At 61.4% G+C, this 20,048-nt stretch carries 16 protein-coding genes and 1 tRNA gene; 4 read left to right on the top strand and 13 right to left on the bottom strand.

Going from position 1 to position 20,048, the window contains the following annotated elements; all coding sequences use genetic code 11:
* Positions 1–111 precede the first annotated feature (111 nt).
* From LOM8899_RS14770 to LOM8899_RS14750, 5 genes are all read right to left on the bottom strand, one after another.
* Positions 112–1,533 carry a site-specific integrase gene (locus LOM8899_RS14770; RefSeq protein ID WP_093992980.1) on the bottom strand — a complete coding sequence of 474 codons (1,422 nt, stop codon included), beginning with the start codon at positions 1,531–1,533 and terminating at the stop codon, positions 112–114.
* Positions 1,534–1,629: 96 nt separating this feature from the next.
* Positions 1,630–1,704 (bottom strand) — tRNA-Gln (locus LOM8899_RS14765).
* A gap of 64 nt (positions 1,705–1,768) precedes the next feature.
* Entirely contained in the window at positions 1,769–3,100 is a 1,332-nt protein-coding gene (locus LOM8899_RS14760) for a mechanosensitive ion channel family protein (RefSeq protein WP_093992979.1), read from the bottom strand.
* A 75-nt stretch (positions 3,101–3,175) separates the two neighbouring features.
* Entirely contained in the window at positions 3,176–4,888 is a 1,713-nt protein-coding gene (locus tag LOM8899_RS14755; protein ID WP_093992978.1) for a KpsE/RkpR family capsule polysaccharide export protein, read from the bottom strand.
* The gene (locus tag LOM8899_RS14750) at positions 4,872–5,525 is read right to left on the bottom strand and encodes an ABC transporter ATP-binding protein (protein ID WP_093992977.1); all 654 of its coding nucleotides are present in this window, start codon (positions 5,523–5,525) and stop codon (positions 4,872–4,874) included. The genes LOM8899_RS14755 and LOM8899_RS14750 overlap by 17 nt, the downstream gene beginning before the upstream one ends.
* 244 nt (positions 5,526–5,769) lie before the next feature.
* Between LOM8899_RS14750 and LOM8899_RS14745 the strand changes: the two genes are divergently transcribed.
* Together LOM8899_RS14745 and LOM8899_RS14740 are read left to right on the top strand one after the other, a co-directional pair.
* Positions 5,770–6,360: a uracil-DNA glycosylase family protein gene (locus LOM8899_RS14745; RefSeq protein ID WP_093992976.1), complete on the top strand. Its 591-nt coding sequence runs from the start codon at positions 5,770–5,772 to the stop codon at positions 6,358–6,360.
* Positions 6,353–7,135 carry an SseB family protein gene (locus LOM8899_RS14740; protein WP_093992975.1) on the top strand — a complete coding sequence of 261 codons (783 nt, stop codon included), beginning with the start codon at positions 6,353–6,355 and terminating at the stop codon, positions 7,133–7,135. Before LOM8899_RS14745 ends, LOM8899_RS14740 begins: the two co-directional genes overlap by 8 nt.
* Positions 7,136–7,178: 43 nt before the next feature.
* On the opposite strand, the gene LOM8899_RS14735 is transcribed toward LOM8899_RS14740, so the two are convergent.
* The 7 genes from LOM8899_RS14735 to LOM8899_RS14705 form a co-directional block, all read right to left on the bottom strand.
* On the bottom strand, positions 7,179–8,114 hold the full coding sequence (locus LOM8899_RS14735; protein ID WP_093992974.1) for a 2-hydroxyacid dehydrogenase: 936 nt from the start codon (positions 8,112–8,114) through the stop codon (positions 7,179–7,181).
* Positions 8,115–9,254 (bottom strand): rod shape-determining protein RodA, encoded by a 1,140-nt coding sequence (gene rodA / locus LOM8899_RS14730; protein WP_093992973.1) that lies wholly within the window; start codon positions 9,252–9,254, stop codon positions 8,115–8,117. It abuts the gene before it with no gap.
* 11 nt (positions 9,255–9,265) lie between these two features.
* Positions 9,266–11,206, bottom strand: coding sequence for a penicillin-binding protein 2 (gene mrdA / locus LOM8899_RS14725; protein WP_093992972.1), 1,941 nt, complete (start codon positions 11,204–11,206; stop codon positions 9,266–9,268).
* 10 nt (positions 11,207–11,216) lie between these two features.
* The gene (locus LOM8899_RS14720) at positions 11,217–11,756 is read right to left on the bottom strand and encodes a rod shape-determining protein MreD (protein WP_093992971.1); all 540 of its coding nucleotides are present in this window, start codon (positions 11,754–11,756) and stop codon (positions 11,217–11,219) included.
* Positions 11,749–12,666, bottom strand: coding sequence for a rod shape-determining protein MreC (mreC, locus tag LOM8899_RS14715; protein ID WP_093992970.1), 918 nt, complete (start codon positions 12,664–12,666; stop codon positions 11,749–11,751). The genes LOM8899_RS14720 and mreC overlap by 8 nt, the downstream gene beginning before the upstream one ends.
* Positions 12,667–12,706: 40 nt before the next feature.
* A complete protein-coding gene (locus tag LOM8899_RS14710) occupies positions 12,707–13,744 on the bottom strand; it encodes a rod shape-determining protein (RefSeq protein ID WP_093992969.1) in 1,038 nt (345 codons plus the stop codon).
* Positions 13,745–14,109: 365 nt separating this feature from the next.
* Entirely contained in the window at positions 14,110–15,663 is a 1,554-nt protein-coding gene (locus tag LOM8899_RS14705; protein ID WP_093992968.1) for a 2-isopropylmalate synthase, read from the bottom strand.
* Positions 15,664–15,955: 292 nt separating this feature from the next.
* Here LOM8899_RS14705 and LOM8899_RS14700 point away from each other — a divergent pair, with 292 nt between their 5' ends.
* Positions 15,956–16,618, top strand: a complete 663-nt coding sequence (locus tag LOM8899_RS14700) for an SDR family NAD(P)-dependent oxidoreductase (RefSeq protein WP_093992967.1) — start codon at positions 15,956–15,958, stop codon at positions 16,616–16,618.
* Positions 16,612–18,138 (top strand): cryptochrome/photolyase family protein, encoded by a 1,527-nt coding sequence (locus LOM8899_RS14695; RefSeq protein ID WP_093992966.1) that lies wholly within the window; start codon positions 16,612–16,614, stop codon positions 18,136–18,138. Before LOM8899_RS14700 ends, LOM8899_RS14695 begins: the two co-directional genes overlap by 7 nt.
* 130 nt (positions 18,139–18,268) lie before the next feature.
* On the opposite strand, the gene LOM8899_RS23585 is transcribed toward LOM8899_RS14695, so the two are convergent.
* Complete coding sequence (locus LOM8899_RS23585) at positions 18,269–19,507, bottom strand: CE1 family esterase (protein ID WP_211096205.1); 1,239 nt, start codon at positions 19,505–19,507, stop codon at positions 18,269–18,271.
* Positions 19,508–20,048 lie beyond the last annotated feature (541 nt).

Below are 20,048 nucleotides of genomic sequence, written 5' to 3'. Positions count from 1 at the left end.
AACTTCAACCTGCCGAAGCTTCGATACGATCTCTTCGGGCTTTTCTCGTTTTCCAGCCATCGCTGATCCTCCAATTTGCGGGACAAATCTATCCCAGTTGGTGGACCACTTTCAGGGGGCTACTCCAGTTGGAAACAGCATTTTGTCGCCTTCGATGCGGCGTTGATCCACGTAGCTCAGAAAGCCAAGTGCGATCAATTGTGAATGGATGGGCACACGAAGGCGAGAGTAGGAGGCCTTGATGGACTTCCTGACATCTTCGCCTTGGTTGGTTATGTGGATGAAGTCGATGCCCTCTTCCCGGTGGATGTCGACCAATTCCATCTGAGCGATTTCACCTTGGCGCGCGCCAGAAAAGAGACCCAATAGCACGATCCAATATCGCCAGTCACGAATTCTGACTTCGCCTGGCCGTGCAACTTCAGAAATGGACTGATCACCCATAGCACCAACCAAGAGCGGTGAGGACATCAAGTGATTGAGTTGGTTGGTGGTAAAAGGATAGTTCTTTTGCTCTTGCCGCCGGCTCTCAAAAGTCAGACCTTTGAATATGTTGGTAGGGACATGATCCTCTTTTGTCAGCCAGTCGAAGAAGGCGCTCATATCGGCCAGATACTTGTTTGCTGTGCGCAAGGTAATTGGGTTTCGGCCAACCTGCTTGTTCGTCTCGAGGACGGCTTTGAAGTCGAGGCCTGAGAAGACCTCTGCCTGACTGGCATACTGCGGCCAACTCCTCAGAAGTTCTCGCCACTCCCGTGCCTCGGTTCGCTCTATCTTGTCAACCGGGCGGGCCAGCCCCACAAATTCCGCGAAACGATGAACGGTCTTCCGGCAGTCGTCGATGGTATTCTCTTTGAGAACGGAGGCGCGTGCGACCGCGTAGTCCTCGAACAATGTCACTAGCATTTTGTGCGCCGAAGAGGGTTCTGGCTCTGGTTGCCGCGGAGGCGCCGCAACTCGAAAAAAGCGATCCGCGGGTTCTTCATCAAAGATCGCCGAGTCGTGCTCTGCCCACCTGCGCGCCGCTTCAATTCGGGCACGCATGAGCAATTGCGCCAGTTCGGCCCTGAGCAATTCGTTGCCTTCGAGTGTGAGCCTTTCATTGTATAGAAGATTCTCGAGATCATTCTCCACATGCGACATGTTTAGGGCCGCCATCTGGTTTCGGAGATCTTCAGAGTAATCCCGGTAGCGTGACGGGTTTGCGCCCAGAAATTCCCTCACAAGGTCAGGTTCGTGTGCTCTCTCGTCAAGGTCGGCCTGCACTTCGTCCTCGTAGAAGCGTCTTACAGCGTCATGAAGTTCGTCTCGGGTGGGAGTCCGAGGTGCTTCACGACGTGCTGCTTCGATCTTGTTCTGAATTTCGGCAATTTTGGCTGGTGCCAACTTCAAAGCGACCTTCCGATCGCTCGTGCCAAGGGACTGCCAGATTTCCTTGCGACCCATCTGGGTCTGAAGTTCCTGTGGGACCTGGACCCGGACATACCATTTGTCTGATCCAGAGCGCCTGTGGATGAGCTTGTGACGTGTCATTTGCGGGGAACCGTAACAGGGGGGTGTTACAGTTAATCGTAACAGTATGGGCGACTAACCCACCAGAAGTATTTAACTATCTGGATTTGTTAATGCTGGCTGGGGTGGTAGGATTCGAACCTACGATCTTCAGTACCAAAAACTGTTGCCTTACCACTTGGCCACACCCCATCAGCGAGGCGGTCAATACTTGGGATGGAGGGGCTGATCAAGCCCCTCTTGCGCAAAAATATTCCTATTCTTGTCGCGCGTCGGATCGTAGCAGATCTTCGTTGTCTTCAAGTTCCCGTTCTGCGTCTACGATCTTGTCCAGAGCGCTCTCTGCTTCGGCTTCTACGGCCACCACGGTGGTGTCGGATTTGGGCGGTGTGGTTGGACGGCGACTTGCGTTTGGTGCGGAATGGGGTGGTAGCTCGCCGTCGACGACAATCCGGTAGGTCGTTTCAGGCAAGCTGACGCCCATCGCCTCGATGGCCATTTTGACCTGCCGCAGCGCCTCGCCTTTTGCGAGGACAATCGACGTATCGTTCTGGTTGATCCAGCCTGTGACGATGATCTCGATTCCACTGTCTGTGATGGCTTCGATCCAGACCGACGGGCCCGGTTCGGGCAAAACGAATGGCAGCGATTCAACCGTATCCAGGGCCGTCTGACGGACGGCGGTCAGGTCGGCATCCCAGTCCACCGCCAGGGAGAACTTGAACCGACGCTCGACATTGAGGGAATAGTTCACGATTCGGCTCTTGAAGACCGTCGAATTCGGGATGCGTATCTGATTACCGTCAAAGCTCAGCAAGATGGTCGCGCGGCTGGTCAGGCGGATAACCTTGCCTTCGTCGCCGTTGATTTCGATCGTGTCGTTCGGGCGAAACGGCTGGCGTATGGAGAGCATGATCGAGGCGATATAATTCTCGACCGTGTCTCTGACAGCAAAACCAAAGGCGAGGCCGACAATACCGGCGGCACCGAGAATTGTGCCCAAGAGCGCGGAAGCGTTGAGGATGTCGAGAGCGATGACCATCGCTGCCACCACGAACGCGATCATGACCAACTGCCGGTAAAGTGCTGCGATGAACGCGTTGGGGGCGAGTCTGTCCCATGGTCTGCGCCTCGAAGAAATCAACCATCCAAGGAAGGTGATGCCCGCAAAGGCCGCGAGCGCGATCAGCAGCAGCGGCAGCATGGTGACCAACTGGTCGATCCGAGCCTGAAACCGTTCGATTGCGGGATTCAGGCGACGTGTAATGTCGGTCGTCTCCCTCACTTCGTTCTTGATCGCGACGACGCCTTCAACCCGGGTCACAAGTGTCGCTAGTTCACTCGCCTCGCTGAGTGAGTTCGTTGTCCCCCGCAGGGTCACAATGCCCTCTGCCACGGTCACTGTGACATCTTCAAAGCCACCGAGCTCAGACAGGATCTGACGGATTCGGACGGCCATGGCGGCGTCGCTACTTGCGTCGCTTTGCGTCGCAATGGTGCCGTTCGGTCCGGTATTGGTTTCCTGAGCTGACATCGGCGCGGCAATCATCACCAAAATCGCCAAGATCAGTGTTCGAATAATGGGCATCGTATCGCTTTTGTTTGAATACAGACCCACCGACTTTAGGCGCGGTGAGTCTGTTTTGCCAAGCGTATTAGCTGCTTACGAGGTCACCTGTTCACGCAGGATCGATGCCGTGATCGAGAGCATCAGATAGATTCCCGAAAGAATCAGGAAGGCCAGCACCGTATTCTCGAACGCGCGTGGATAGGTGGCTTCGTCCGGTGCCAATGGTTCGACGCCAAGCGACAGGTAGCGCACCTGTCTGTTCGCCTCGATCCGCGCAGCCTCCATTTGCTGTAGCGCCTGCTGAACCAGAACGGTTTGGAAAGTGTAGTTCTCCTCGGCCAGTCGAAGCTCTTGGTTCTTGGCGGCCAGAGAAGTCCCGTTGGCGGTCGCCTCCGTCATTTCGGCACGGAGGTCTGAAATCAGCACCTCGATATTGCCGATCTGGCTGCGAAGGGAATTGACCTGAGCTTCGTTCGGCCGTGCAACGCTCAATCGCGTCTGCAATTCCAGTTGCAGCTGCTGACGTTGGGTTTCCAGTGCAGAGATCTGCTGGGTCCGCGCCGCCGTTTCGCCGATCGGATCGATTTGCTGGACTTCCTCCTGGATCGCCAGCCAATCGGCCAGCGATTGCGAGCGCCGCCGCTCTGCCTCTTCGTATGATGCGCGCGCGCCGGCCATCTGATCCTCGCGTAGACGCTGGGTCAATTGGTCGACCTGCTCTTCCGCGTAGCCGATCAGGGCTTCGGAGAACAACTGGCTGGTGGCGGGGTCGGGGGCGATGACCTCCATCTTGAGGATACCCTCGGTCGGATCGTAACTGATCCGCACATGATCCTGATAGACGCCATAGGCGGTTTCGTTGGTGGCGTCGGCGGGCAGACGTTGGATCGGGTCGATGGCCGGGTCAGAGAACGTATCCTTGAAACCGTGCTCGGCATCCAATCTGGCCATCGCGGCACGAGAGGTCAGAAAGGATTGCACGGTGATGCTGTCTTGTTGAGTGGCCATCGAAGTGCCGGCAAAGAGACCGCCAAGGCCCGCGCCTCCGGCCCCGGCTTCAGATTGCTGAATGACGAATTCGGACTTGGTGGCGTACATCGGTGTCGCCATGACATAGAAATACCAACCGGCCATAAGCGTCGGTAAAAGAACGAAGATGCTCAAACGGGCCAGCAGCAAAAGCGATTTGCGACGGCGGCGCTTGGCCAGATCCTTCTGGATCTTGGCAATCTCGCCGGCACGCCGCTCCGCCGGGTTCACGCGCTCCGTGGACGGCAGGTTGCGCGGCGTCGAAGGCACGGTCTGCGGCAATTGAACTTTGCCGTCGGCGGTCTGCGGTGTTTGCTCGCCACCCGGCACGACAAGCTCAAGCACGTTGGAGCGTTGAAACGGATCGATACCTCTGGCACGCAATTGGCGCACCGCATCGAAATCCGAGGTGACAGCAAGTCCGTTCTTTTGTGCGACCCGGCGCGCCATACGCAGTTGGCGCCCGGTCAGTCCTTCCTGACGGAGAGCATCTATCTCCTGTTCCGCTTGGGCAAAATTCGCGCTGTCGACGGCACCGGTCTGGGCCGTCGCCTCCGGTGGAGGCTCCGGCTGGTTGCCCTGGCCGAGAACCATATTCGAGACCGGCTCGCCCAAGAAGGCCGCGTTGCTTTTGCGGCGACCCGGCGATAGAGGCGCGTTGACAGCGTCCGGCACTGGTTGCGCGGGGGCATTGCCCGTCTCCGGCACCGGCATTCCTTCCGTCAGCGGCGCGCTGCGGCGAATGCGATACTTCTTTGCTCTAGGCTTCGTAGTCATACAGCTGCTTGGCCTCTTCCAATGTGTCGAACATGTGAATCTTGCCATCGCGCAAAACTGCGGCAGAACGGGCAAAGCGTTCCAGCGTGGCGGCTTGGTGCGAGACGATGATGACGGTCGTGGTTTCAAGCCGCTCGCGCAGGATCTCGCCCGCTTTGCGGTTGAATTCCGCGTCTGTCGTTTGCGGCATCCCTTCGTCGATCAGGTATAGATCGAAATCGAGGGCCAGCATGAGCGAAAAGGTGAACCGAGCCCGCATCCCCTGGCTATAGGTGCCGACTGGCATGTCGAAATACTCGTCGATGCCGCAAAGCCAGCGGCAAAAGCTCTCGACGTAGTCGGGGTCCAACCTGTAGAGGCGGGCGATATAGCGGCTGTTCTCCATCGCAGTGTGCCGGTTGACCACACCGCCCATGAAGCCCAGTGGAAACGAAATTCTACATTCGCGATTGATGCGGCCTTCGTCTGGCTTCTCCAGACCCGCCATCATGTTGATCAGGGTGGTTTTTCCGGTTCCGTTCGGCGCGAGGATGCCAAGCGAATTACCAAGCTCAACGCGGAAAGACGCCTGATCAAGAATGACCTTGCGCTGCGTGCCAGTCCAGAAGGACTTGCTGACATTCTCGAACTCGAGCATCGCGTCGATAGCCCCGTACTGCTCCGGCCCCCATGCCTTTTCGGCTTGCTCGGAGGCATCCTACAACCCTTATAGACGCAAAATACGGCAAAAAGGTGCCCTAAACCATAACATGTTATAACTATTCCTGATCATGCCCGAACCGGCATGGAAGCGCTGTCGTATCGAAGGTGTATCCGAGTCCCGGTTGCGGTAGGGTTCGGCTCGAGACATCGCCACACCAATACAGTCGGAGGCAGAGCCAGTGCCGGATCTGGTCAACGAAATATCGGCATGCGAGCTGTGTCGTGACCGATTTGCCCGAACCGAGACCGCCCATGAGCCGCGCCCTGTGGTCTGGTTTCGACGAGAAGCGAAGATCCTGATCGCGGGTCAGGCCCCCGGCGCGCGGGTGTACGCCAGCGGACGACCGTTTACCGATCCATCCGGGGACAGATTGCGAGCGTGGCTCGGCATGGATGAGGCCGAGTTCTATGATCGGTCAAGAGTGGCAATCGTGCCGATGGCCTTCTGTTTTCCGGGGTATGACGCCAAAGGTTCTGACTTGCCGCCCCCCACGATATGCGCAAGGACATGGCGAACTCCCGTGCTCGGGGAATTGAGTGAGGTCCGCCTCACGGTTCTGGTCGGCGCTGCCGCGCAACGCTGGCATCTTCAGACGAGCAGGAGCATGACCGATGTCGTGCGAGGCTGGCGCGAACATGCGCCGCACGTCTTCCCCTTGCCCCATCCGTCGTGGCGCAATACCCGGTGGTTGAAGGCGAACCCGTGGTTTGAACTTGAGGTGATCCCGGCGCTTCGGGCGCAGGTGGCAGAGGTAATGCAGGATGGATGACACAGACCTTGATCGAGCGCACGCGGCGATGATGGCGGCGCCAGAGAACGATGCTGCGCGGGTCGCCTTCTACGACTGCTTTGCCGATGCTCAGATAGTTCTCTTGCTGGCCGAAGAGGCGGCGGCAGAAACTGTCAGGCCCGCCGTCGTCGAGTTGGGAGGTGATCGCTACACCGTGGTCTTCGATACAGAAGAACGGCTTGCGGCCTTTTCCGGTGCGGTTGCCCCCTATGCCGGGCTGTCCGGGCGAGGGCTGGCCGAGATGTTGGCAGGGCAGAAGATTGGCATCGCTCTCAATCCCGAAGTCGCCCCCTCAACCATGCTGATCCCGGCTGAGGCCGTGGACTGGCTGGCACAGACACTGGCGCATGCACCGACGGAGGCCACCGCCCGACCTGTCGAGATCCTGCCTCCAGGAGCATTGCCGGAGGCACTGACAGGGGCGCTCACACGCAAATTGCGCGGGGCAGGCGCCTTGGCGTCGTCCGCATTTCTGGCAGGCGTTCGCTATGCGGATGGATCGCGTGGCCATTTGCTGGCGTTTATCGACGCCGCGCCAGACGCTCAGCCGGGCCTCGCAATCGCCGCGAACGAGGCGTTGACCTTTTCCGGGCTGGAAGCCGGCGCGATGGATGTGACGTTTGTCGAGAGCGGCTCGACCATGGCCACCCGGCTGGCACGGGTCGGATTGGACGTGGCACTGCCGCGCCCGGCTGTGCCGGAAGGGCCAGCGGCGCCGGGCAGGGACCCGGATCGCCCGCCAAAGCTGACCTGAGCGTCCTTCAGGAACTACGCCAGCCCGCTGCCGGGGCGGGGCGTCAGTATCCCGCGCTGCGATCGACGAGAAAACGGAACGGCTCGCCCGCTTCACCGCGACGAATGTTTTCGGCGATGATCTTGGCAGAACTGTCCGGGCGTGTTTCAGCGGCAATATGCGGAGTCACCGTGACTTTAGGGTGAGCCCAGTAAGGGTGATCCTCCGGCAATGGCTCGATCCGAAACACGTCTAGCGTGGCATGGCCAACTTGGCCGCTGTCGAGCGCGGCCAGCAAGGCGTCATCATCAATTTGAGCACCGCGACCAGGGTTGATGACAAAGGCACCACGGGCAAGCAGGCCAAGTCGGTCTGCGTTCAGGAGGTTTTCGGTTTCGGCGGTCAGTGGGGTCAACACCACCACGATCTGTGCGTCGGTGAGAGCCTCGTTCAATCCGGCTGCGCCGTGCAGGCAACGAACATTGGGAATTGCCTTGCTGCTGCGGCTCCACCCCGTGACCGGGAACCCCAGCTGGGACAGAGCCTCCGCGCAGGCGCTGCCAAGCTCTCCGAGACCAAGAATGGTGACCGGCCGGTCCATGGCCAACGGAGGCAGGATGCCGTTCCGCCAAATCCCGTCTTGACCGTGGATATGGGTATCGAGGCCCACATGGTGCCGCAGCACATGTGCCGACACCCATTCCACCATGCTGCGCTCGAGGCCGATGTCGACCATGCGGGTCAGAGGCTGGGCCAGAGTCGCGTTGCCCACAATATGCTCTACGCCAGCCCAAAGGCCCATCACCGCTTTGCAGCGTTTGAATGGCGTGAAATCGCTGATGCCGCCGTTCGGTGCAAAAATCAGGTAGTCGACCTGACCGGGCGGGATGTCCATGCTCATGGACACGTCAAGCCCGGCACCTTCGAAGGCGTCTAGCAGTGGTTTCTTATAGAGAGGCCAGCGGTCCTCACCGGCAGCGAACAGAACATTTATCGTCATTTAACGGGGCCTGTGAACATGGGCGCTTTGAACGAGTCCGAAAGCAATGAGAAGCACCAGCATAGCCGAACCACCATAGCTGACCAAGGGCAGCGGGACGCCAACGACAGGGGCCAGCCCCATCACCATCGACATGTTCACGGCAAAGTAGAGAAAGAACGTCATCGCCACTCCCAGGGTCAACAAGGAGGCAAAGCGATCCTTGTTGTTGATCGCGGAGATCACGCAGAACAGGACGATCAGGGCGTAGAGGCTGAGCAGCGCAAAGGCCCCGATAAAGCCAAACTCTTCGGCAAGGGTCGTGAAGATGAAATCCGTGTGCTTTTCCGGCAGAAAGTTCAGCCGGCTTTGTGTCCCCTGCATGAAGCCGCGGCCGGTCCAGCCGCCAGACCCGAGCGCGATCTTGGCCTGAGTGATGTGATAGCCGGCGCCCAAAGGATCGTTGGATGGATCAAGAAACGTGTCGATACGCCGATACTGGTAATCCTGCAAAAGCTGCCACGCCGTTCCCCGGCTCTCGAAGACCGCCACAACGGTGCCTATGACCGCAGCGATCACAGTCGCGAAATAGGCCCAGTGGACACCCGCCATGAACATCACCGCTCCGCCACCGGCAACCAACAGGATTGCCGTGCCCAGATCTGGCTGAGACAAGACAAGCAAGGTCGGCAGGACGATGATGAACAAAGGTATCAAAACCCAGAACGGGTGCGATGCTTTCTTGAGCGGAAGCCAGTCGTAGTAAGCGGCCAAGAGCATCACCATGCCGACCTTCATCAGCTCGGAGGGCTGCAAACGCATGAACCCGAGATCGATCCAGCGCTGGGCACCCATTCCGGTCGATCCGAAGAACTCAACCGCAATGAGCAGCAGGAAAGATACGATATAGGCCAGTGCCGCCATGTTCCGCCAGAACCAGATGGGCACCATGGCGATGGTCAGCATCAGGGCCATTCCGAGGCCAAAGCGCTTGATCTGCGGCTCCATCCACGGCGTCGCCGAACCACCCGCCACGGAATACAGCATCAAGAAGCCAGCCCCCGAAACCGCCGTCAGCAGGATGATGACCGGCCAGTTCAGATAGAGCAGTTTGCGAAAGCCCACCGGGACATAGCGGGCGTTGTATTCAAGATAGCTCATGGGGCCCCCGATCAGGCACGGGTGTTGGTGGTTTGGCCGGCCACGACACGGTTACGGATCCGCTCCTGCTGCTCGGCTATGCGGCCGCGCACATTCGACGGATAGGCGCTCAGTGGCGGCTCGCCGTCATAGAGCGCCTGAAGCGTGATATCGCGCCCGATCGGCGCTGCCGCCGTCGAGCCACCGCCGCCATGCTCCACAATGACGGCGACCGCGTAGCGTGGGTTGTCAAAGGGCGCAAAATTCACCCACAGCGCGTGATCCCGACGTTCCCAAGGCAGATCGCTGTTCGAGGTCACGCCGCGCGCGCGTTCTTCGGGCGTGATACGGCGGACCTGGCTGGTCCCGGTCTTGCCGGCCATGCGGGCCTCGTCCACCACGATCCGACTGCCATAGGCCGTGCCGCGCGAATGGTTGTTCACGTCAAACATCGACTGGCGGATGCGGCGCAGGAAGTTCTCGTTGACGTCCATGCTCTCGCCGGCACCAGAGGGTTGCTCTATTCCATTGATGCTGTGGACGAGACGCGGTGTGATGGAGCGGCCGGTTGCGAGCCGAGCGGTCATGACCGCCAATTGCAGCGGCGATGCCAAGACATATCCCTGACCGATCGACGCGTTGACGGTGTCGCCGATCCGCCATTCCTCGCCGCGGACTTCGCGCTTCCATACCCTGTCCGGCGCCAATCCGCTCGCCACCGCCGACATAGGGATGTCGTGGCGCAGACCCAACCCCATCTTGCGGGCCATCGCCGCGATGTTCTCGATGCCAGTGCGAAGCCCCAACTCATAGTAGTAGCAATCGCAGCTCTGCTTCAGGCTTTCGTGCAGATTGACGTTCCCGTGGCCCGACGACCGCCAGCAATGGAACCGGGTACCGGAAACCTCGGTAAAGCCCCGACAATAGATCGTTTCTTCCGGCGTCAGCACACCGGCCTCCAAGGCTGCGAGTGCGGTGATCATCTTGAAGGTCGATCCCGGCGGGTAGGTGCCCTGCACCGACTTGGCTGAGAGCGGTCGGTAGATATCTTCGTTGAGGCCCCGCCAATCGGCAACCGATATGCCACGGACAAACAGGTTGGGATCGAAGGTCGGCGCCGATCCAATCGCCCGGAGATCACCGTTCTCGAGGTCCATCACCACCGCGGCGGCGCTTTCTCCCTCGAGGCGGGCCTCGACATAGCTCTGCAGCTTCATATCAAGTGTCAGCTGCACATCCGCGCCGCTCTGGCCTTCGATGCGGTCAAGCTCGCGCATCACGCGTCCGAGGGCGTTCACCTCGATCCGACGCGTGCCCGCAGAGCCGCGAAGAGTTTGCTCCAGCTTGTTCTCCACCCCGGTCTTGCCGATCTGAAACTTGGGAATTTGAAGCAAGGGATCCTGATCGTCGATCCGACTGAGATCGTAATCACTAACGGGCCCGACATAGCCGACGACATGGGCGGTATCGGCCCCCTGCGGGTAATGACGCGACAAGCCCACGTCAGCGATGATGCCGGGCAGGGCAGGGGCGTTGACGGTGACCTTGGCGATGTCCTCCCAGCTCACCCTGTCCACGATGGTGACCGGCACGAATGGCGAGCGCCGGTTGATCTCTTCTATGGCGCGGGCAACCACCTCATCGGGCAGGTCGACGAGCTTGGTCAATCGGCCGAGGACTTCTTCGATATCGCCCGCATCCTCGCGGACCATGACGATACGGTAATTCTGCTCGTTGACGGCAAGCGGCACGCCGTTGATGTCGAATATCAAGCCCCGGTCGGGCGGCAAGAGCCTGACATTGATGCGGTTTTCTTCCGCAAGGAGCCGAAATTCGTCAGCATGCTCGATCTGCATCGATTGCATGCGCAGGCCGAGCGCGCCCATAAGCCCGAGCTGAGCGGCGCCCATGACGAGCGCGCGCCGCGTCACGATGCGGTTGCTTTCAAGCGTGTCTTTGGGCGGGCGTCTCATGCATCCTATCCTATAGCCTGTGGCCCAAAGCGTCGACCTCGCCGGGCGCGGGGCGGCTGACCCCAAACACCACATATGCCACCAGAACGACGATTGGATAGGCGAGGCTGGTCAAAAGCGCTTGAGCGAGCGTCAGTGACAGGGCCGGGACGGGCACGAGCACCATGGCCAGAATCATCCGATTGATCAGGGCGATGGCGAAGATGCCGATCGTCACGGAAATCCACTCCAGCGGAAACGGCACGCTGCGGATGGATTTGGATCGGGCGCGGAACATCTCGGAGAGGATCACGACAAGTGCCGTCATCAAGCCCGGCGGCCGCCCGAACAGGAAATCGCTCAGCAAGAAGATCGATGCGATCAACGTGACCGGCGCATATTCCGGCCTTCTCGTCACCCAAGTCAACGTCACCGCCAAGATCAGATCCGGTGCCGCCCAGCGGGTCGGTACCGTGTTGAGCGGCAAAAGGTGCAGGAAAATCAGCAACATGCATATGGCTGCCAGAATGGCTTGTCCAATGTAGGTGCGTCTGCGGTTGATCTCAGCCACCTGTCACCTCACCGGCAGCGGCCTGATCCTGTGGTGCCGGAGGAAGCAAGTCGTCCGGCGCGATCAAACCGCCCGGATCGCTGATCAGCGGGGCAGGGCGGGAGCGCAGGACACGAAGGAACTCAAGGCGTTCATAGTCAGCGGCGAGGCGCACGCGCAGGCGTCTGTCGGTGCCGAGCGCCACCTGTCCGACAAGGATGTCGGGCGGGAACAAGCCACCGTCACCAGAGCTGACGACGCGATCGCCGGGGCGCACAACGTCTTGATTTTCAAGGAATTCGATCAGGGGGTAGACCGTGTTGTCGCCGCTGAGAATCGCCCGTTGTCCGGAGGGCTGGATGATCACCGGAATGCGGCTGGAGGTGTCGGTGAGCAGAATTGTCCGCGACGTATTCTCGCCCACGCCCGAGATGCGACCGACCAGTCCGATACCGTCCATCGCGGCCCAGCCATCCAAAATTCCGTCGCGAGATCCGACGTTTAGCAGAACCGACTGGCGAAACGGAGAGCCGGCGTCGGCCATCACGACGCCGGTGATATAGGTCAGATTGGGGTCGATGCGGACGTTGTTGAGGTCGAGCAGCTTGGCGTTTTCCTGTTCCAGCTGCAACGCCGCCTCGCGCCATGCGCGCATCTGCTGAAGCTCTCGGCGGAGATCCTGATTCTGCTCGTAAATCCTTGAATAGCTTTGGAAATCCGATACCAGATTGGCAAAGCCGGTGACCGGGGCCATGGCCCAATCCATGTTTGGCACCACCGCATCGACCACCATCGCGCGAAATCGTTCGACGCGCGGGCTGTCGATCCGCCAGATGAGGAAAATACCTAGCAAACACAAGACCATAAGCCCGACCAGCAAACGCCGGATCGGACCTACATAGTCTTCGTTCTGCTTGCCGTCCTTGGCCAAAGGCTGCCCCGATCAGAGTAAAGCGCCCGCGCGGGGCGTTTCAGCTTTCGTAATCAATAACGTGGCGCAGCTGCTTTTCATACTCCAGCGCCTTGCCGGTGCCCAACGCCACACAGTTCAGCGATTCGTCCGCGACCGAAATCGCAAGACCGGTCTGTTCGCGCAGCGCGAGGTCGAGCTCGCCCAGCAAAGCGCCGCCACCGGTGAGCATGACGCCCCGGTCGACGATGTCAGCGGCCAGATCCGGCGGGGTGGCTTCGAGCGCCGTCATGACGGCCTCGCAGATTTGCTGAACCGGTTCGGCCAGCGCCTCGGCCACCTGGGCCTGCGAAATCTCGGTCTCTTTCGGCACGCCGTTGAGCAAGTCGCGGCCCCGGATGTGCAACGACTGGCCACGGCCATCGTCGGGCATCCGCGCGGTGCCGATGGAGGTCTTGATCCGCTCGGCGGTGGCTTCGCCGACCAGCAGGTTATGCTGCCGACGCAGATAGGAGATGATCGCCTCGTCCATCCGGTCGCCACCGACGCGAACCGAGCGTGCATAGACGATATCGCCAAGCGACAGGACGGCCACCTCGGTGGTGCCGCCGCCGATGTCGACGACCATGTTGCCCGTGGGATCGGTAATCGGCATGCCCGCACCGATCGCCGCGGCAATGGGCTCTGCGATCAGGCCGGCGCGACGGGCGCCGGCAGAGAGAACCGACTGCCGGATCGCGCGTTTTTCGACGGGTGTCGCGCCGTGCGGCACACAGACGATGATCTTGGGTTTCGAGAACGTTGTGCGCTTGTGAACCTTGCGGATGAAATACTTGATCATCTCTTCGGCCACGTCGAAATCTGCGATGACGCCTTCGCGCATGGGCCGGATCGCCTCGATGCTGCCGGGCGTGCGGCCGAGCATCAGCTTGGCGTCTTCACCGACCGCGAGCACCTTCTTGACGCCGTCCTTGACGTGGTAGGCGACCACGGACGGCTCTGACAGGACGATGCCCCGCCCTTTGACATAGACCAATGTGTTTGCCGTGCCCAAATCGATCGCCATGTCTGACGAGAAGAGGCCCCCAAAACCGAACATGTGTAGTTTCTTTCGTTCATAAGCAGCATTGGGCCCGTCGGACGACTCCGCAGGCCAAGCGCTCTTATAGGACTGATGGTGCTTGGGTGAAAGGGGCCTGTCTCCGACCAAAGGCGTGATTCTGCCGGTTCCAGAATCCTTGTCTTTTTGCGATCTGAATGGGCCCGTTCGGCCGGTTTATTCGCGCTTAACCCGGCCCGTCTTGTCCTTTTTCAACATTTGCGAAATTAACCTAAATCGTTATTGGACAAAGCGTCGGTCTGACGTCGGTATCGCGTCGGTATGGTTTTCGGCATTTGTGCCGCGAATCCCCGCCACCCCCAAGGGGTTGTGACGGGCCGGGGCCCGCCACGTTTGACGCAAGGTCACGCGTCTTTGTAGTTCACTTCCTTGGTGTCGACGCCCGGCGCGGTCTTTTCGCGCCGCACGATCAGCCGGTTGAGCGCGTTGACGTAGCCCCGGACCGACGCCACCACCGTATCGGTATCCGCCGATTGCCCGGTGGCGATCCGACCGTCCTCTTCGAGCCGGACGGACACGGTGGCCTGCGCGTCGGTGCCCTCGGTCACGGCGTGCACCTGATAGAGCTGCAGCCGCGCCTTGTGTTCGAACAGCGCCTTGACCGCGTTGAAGGCCGCATCGACCGGTCCGTCCCCGACGGCCGTGGTGCTGTGGTCGATATCGTCGATGGTCAGCACCATCTCGGCCTCGGCCGGCCCGCCTGTGCCGCAGACAACCCGCAGCGACTTGAGCTTGATGTGGTCCTCGGCGCCGTCGTTCTGCCGGATCAGCGCAATCAGGTCGTCGTCGAAGACTTCCTTCTTGCGGTCGGCCAGATCCTTGAACCGCACGAAGATGTCGTTCAGCTGGTTGTCGGCCATGTCGAAGCCCAGCTCCTTGAGCTTGGCCCTGAGCGCCGCCCGGCCGGAGTGCTTGCCCAGGGGCAGGGTGGTGCCCGACAGACCGACGTCTTCGGGTTTCATCACCTCGAAGGTTTCGCGGTTCTTGAGCATCCCGTCCTGATGGATCCCGCTCTCGTGGGCGAAGGCGTTCTTGCCGACGATCGCCTTGTTGAACTGCACCGGGAAGCCCGAGACCGTCGCCACCCGCCGCGAGATCGCCATGATCTTGGTGGTGTCGATGCCGGTGGCATAGGGCATCACGTCGTGCCGTACCTTGATCGCCATGACGACCTCTTCCAGCGCGGTGTTGCCCGCCCGTTCGCCCAGACCGTTGATCGTGCATTCGATCTGCCGCGCCCCGCCGGCGACGGCCGCCAGAGAGTTGGCCGTGGCCATGCCCAGATCGTTGTGGCAGTGCGTGGCAAAGATCACCTCGTCCGCCCCCGGCACGGTTTCGATCAGCCGCCGGATCAGTTGCGCGGATTCCGCAGGCTCGGTGTAGCCGACCGTGTCGGGGATGTTGATGGTGCTCGCCCCGGCCTTGATCGCGATCTCGACCGTCCGGCAGAGGAAATCCCACTCGGTCCGCGTGGCGTCCATCGAGGACCACTGGACGTTGTCGGTGAGGTTGCGCGCATGGGTAACGCAATCGTGGATCCGTTCGGCCATCTCGTCCATCGTCAGGTTCGGGATCGCCCGGTGCAGCGGCGAGGTGCCGATGAAGGTGTGAATACGGGGGCTGCGGGCGTGCTTGACCGCCTCCCAGCAGCGGTCGATGTCCTTGAAGTTGGCCCGTGCCAGCCCGCAGATGGTGCTGGTCTTGGCCAGCCGCGCGATTTCGCTCACCGCCCGGAAGTCGCCTTCGGAGGCGATGGGAAAGCCCGCCTCGATGATGTCGACGCCCATGTCGTCGAGCATCTCCGCGATTTCCAGTTTCTCGCTATGGGTCATCGTCGCACCCGGCGATTGTTCGCCATCGCGCAGGGTGGTGTCGAAGATCAACACTTTGTCGGTCATGTCAGAAGTCCTTGAATGTCTTTGCTTTTCCTATGGCGCTATACCCCTCTGAGCGGTCGCGCCGGATGGCACGCTCAGAGGCGGCTAAGAAGAAGCAAGGCGAGCGCGAGCGACTGGCGGGAGCCAGCGGGGCCGTGGATATGTGTGCGCGTCGTCATGGCCCGCACTATACGGCTGATTCGCTTGTTGAAAAGTCTCAAAGCCTCCGGCGGGGATATTTTTTACCCAAAGAAGCGCAGGGGCGGCTCCTTGTCGTGCTTGACCCGGGGGGGCGTGCCGCTAGCTGCCGGGTATGGAACATGCATTGGTGATAGGCGCGTCAGGTGGGATTGGTGCGGCGGTGGCTGCAGAATTGTCCGCGCGCGGGCTGCGGGTGACGGGGGTGTCCCGGTCCGTCGACGGGCTGGATGTGACCGACGAGGCGTCGGTGCAGCGCGTGTTGGGCGCGTTGGAAGGGCCGTTCGATCTTGTGTTCGTGGCGGTTGGCGTTCTGGCCTTGCCCGGTGGTGCGCCGGAGAAGGCGGTGGCCGCGGTGACGGCGGAGGCCATGGCGGGGGTGTTTGCCGTCAATGCCATTGGCCCGGTGCTGGTGCTAAAGCATGTGCTGCCGCTGTTGCCGAAGAATGCGCCGGCGACGGTGGCGGTGCTCTCGGCGCGGGTCGGGTCGATCGGGGACAATGCGATTGGCGGCTGGCATTCCTATCGCGCCTCGAAAGCCGCCCTCAACCAGATCGTCCACGGCGCGGCGATCGAGATGAAGCGCACACACAAGCAGGCGGTTTGCGTGGCCTTGCATCCCGGCACGGTGGAGACGCCGTTTACCGAAGGCTATCCCGGCCATCGCAAGGTGACGGCCCCGGAAGCGGCGCGCAACCTGTTGGCGGTGCTGGAGGGGTTGGGGCCGGAGCAGACCGGCCGGTTTTACGATTGGGCAGGCGAGATCGTGCCGTGGTGAGGCTGGTCCTCGTGCTGGGCGACCAGCTGTCGCTTGGCCTGTCGGCCTTGCGCGAGGCGGACCCTGAAACCGACGTGGTCGTCATGGCCGAGGTGATGGACGAGGCCAGCTGCGTGCCGCATCACCCCAAGAAGATCGCCTTTTGCTTCGCCGCGATGCGCAAGTTTGCCGCCCGTTTGCAAGGTCTCGGCTGGCAGGTGGCCTATACCCGGCTCGACGACGAAGAGAACGCCGGTTCGATTGGCGGCGAGTTGATCCGCCGTGCCGCCGAGTTCGATGCGAGCGAGGCGATTGCCACCGAGCCGGGGGAGTTTCGCCTGATCGCGGAGCTGGAGGACCTGCCGCTTCCGGTGCATCAGTTCGCCGATAGCCGGTTCGTCGCCACGCATGCCGAGTTCGATCGCTGGGCCGAGGGCCGCAAGCAATTGAGAATGGAGTATTTCTACCGCGAGATGCGCCGCAAGACCGGCCTGTTGATGGAGGACGACGAGCCCGCGGGCGGCAAGTGGAACTATGACCACGACAACCGCAAGCCGCCGCCCGAGGGGATCGGGTTCGAGGGGCCTCTGCGGTTTGAGCCGGATGAGGCCGTCGAGGAGGTTCTGGCGCTGGTCGAGGGCCGGTTTGCCGAGAACTTCGGCACGCTGCGCCCGTTTTGGTTCGCCACCGATCACGAGCAGGCCGAGGCCCAGTTCGCCCATTGGCTGGCGCATGGCCTGCCCAAATTCGGCGATTATCAGGACGCGATGATGGAGGGGGAGCCGTTCCTCTATCACGCGGTGATCGGCCTATATCTGAATGCGGGCCTGCTTGATCCCTTGGAGGTGTGCCGTCGCGCCGAGGCGGAATGGCAGACGGGCCGGGCTCCGCTGAACGCCGTCGAAGGCTTTGTCCGTCAGATCATCGGCTGGCGCGAATATGTGCGCGGCATATATTTCCGCGAGGGCCCCAGATATGTGGAGCGCAACGCGCTGGAGCAGTCGCGCGACCTGCCCGCGATGTTCTGGGGCGGTGAAACCGGGATGGCCTGTGTCGAGGCCGCCGTCGCCCAGACCCGCGACGAGGCCTATGCCCACCATATTCAGCGCCTCATGGTCACCGGCAATTTCGCCCTGCTCGCCGGGGTGGACCCAGCGCAGGTGCATGAATGGTATCTGGCCGTCTATGCGGATGCCTACGAATGGGTCGAGGCCCCGAACGTGATCGGGATGAGCCAGTTTGCCGACGGCGGCATCATCGCGAGCAAGCCCTATGTGTCGAGCGGCAACTACATCGACAAGATGTCGGATCACTGCTCTGGCTGCGCCTACAAGGTGAAGGTGAAGACCGGCGAGGGCGCTTGCCCGTTCAACCTGCTCTATTGGCATTTCCTCGATCGCCACCGCGACCGGTTCAAGGGCAATCCCAGAATGGCCCAGATGTATGCGACATGGGACCGGATGACGTCCGACAAGCGCGAGACGATCATTGTCGAGGCCGATGCGTGGCTGGCCCGGATGGATGCGGGCGAGCCGGTCTAGCGCGGCCCTGCGCGCCACATCAGAAATGACGCCGGAAATCACGAAGACGCCCGCCCCCGGGCGTCGGGGACGGGCGTTGTCGTGCTGTTTGCCTGTGCGCGCAGCCCTCGCGTTTGCGGGGCTGGCTGCCTCAGAAGCCGAAGTCGCTGAAGAAGTCGACGATCAGTTCTGATGCGCTGATGTCTTGTGCCGAATCCGGGAGCGAGCCGGGCCAGGTGTGCCCACCGCCTTCGACGACGTAGTGCGCCACGGTGCCGTCGAGCGACATGCTGACCGAGACGCTCATCCCGTCATCGACCGTGTCGGGCAGGGCGACGTATTCGCCCATCTCGGTATCGTTGCGATCGGCCCAGTAATCGGCGGATTCCTCGGAGCCATACATGATCGTCTTGCCCTGCCAGCCGGAAATCCCGTCATAGGGCTGACCCGGATCATCGGTGCCGTGGAAGATGATGATCGGCTCGTCGGTTGCGGAGACGACCGCCTCTGCTTCGAGCACTTCCATCATGTTCGCGGCGACGACCGCGTAGCCGGCGAACAGCTCCGGCACTTCGAGCGCGAGGCTCTGCACCATCATGCCGCCGCCGGAGACGCCTGCGGCATAGAGGTTGTCCGGATCGACCGAGTAGTTGGCGACCAGCTCTTCGGCCAGCGCCTCGATGAAGGCGATGTCGTCATAGGGGGAATCGTCGGGATCCCAGCCCCAGGTGTCGCCGGCCGCGATCGGATAGACCTCGATGAACTGCGCCGGGTTCTCGTAGCTCGAGAAGCCGGTCAGCGCCGCCATGGCATTGGGGTCGGTACCGACGGTGCCGCCGCCGTGGAACGTCATGATCGCCGAGTAGACCATGTCCGGATCGTAGTCGGCCGGCATGATGATCCCGAAGGACCGTTCGACGCCGTCGACCATGATCGTCACGATCAGCGGTTCGAGCGCGTCGAGCGCATCCTCGACCTCGCCGGGGGTCCAGCCGCCGCCGCCACCACCGGTCCAGCCTTCGCCGGGTGTCCAGCCGCCGCCGCCGGAGCCAGGGGTCCAGCCACCGCCGCCACCGCCGGTCCAGCCACCGCCGCCGCCGCCGCCAGTCCAGCCGTCGCCGCGCGTCCAGCCATCGCCTGCGGTCCAGCTTCCGCTGGTCCAGCCGCTGCCATCCCCAATGGCATAGCTGCCGGAACCGCGTGGCCCGGTGGCGTCAGGATCGAAGTTGAAGGTGTCGGCGCTGAAAGCGCTTTCCATAAGCAAACTCAGGGGCGACGTGGGCGCATCTGCGTCGCTGGCCTCTACATTTTGAACGTGGCTGTCTTCAATAACATCCACCCCGTCAGCCAATTTCGGGGTGATACCGCGGAAATGCATAGATCTAGCCATTTTTTGCCTCGTCGCGTTTCGGTTGGAACAGATTCAACCTGTGAGCATCGTCTATCGCGAATAAGCGTGCCCATTTTGCGGTTGGATCTTGTCGCTTCTATGGCGGGGGCAGGGGAGCGCAAACGCACTGCGCGGGCCGTTGCCGATGCCGTCGCCGGCTTTGGGCGCTGGCCTGCCGATGGCGTAGCGTCACTCTGACCCGCCTGCCGTGGCTGAGCGGAAATCGACCTGTTTTCGCGAGCTGTCGAGAGATTTCAATGGCCTGCATCCGACCGGCCCAAGGTGCGGTGGCGCCGTGTTCGGCGCGGGCGTGGCCTCTGCGCCGGTCGGACGCCTGCGTTGGACGAGGCCGTGCCAGCGTGGCGCACCGTCAAGAACTGGTCATTTTTCGGGGCGAACCGAATAGCGGGGTCGGCGGGTGATCTGCCACCTGCGGAGCCTGTGCAGGACCCCGGGCCGGATCGAGCGAATCGCGCGGCTGCGGGTGGGCGCGACAGCCGCGCCGCCGAGAGCGGCGGATTGCGACTGCCGGCCCGGCCCC

This window comes from Flavimaricola marinus, from assembly GCF_900184895.1.
GTDB lineage: Bacteria > Pseudomonadota > Alphaproteobacteria > Rhodobacterales > Rhodobacteraceae > Flavimaricola > Flavimaricola marinus.
This window is presented reverse-complemented; position numbering and strand designations above follow the sequence as displayed.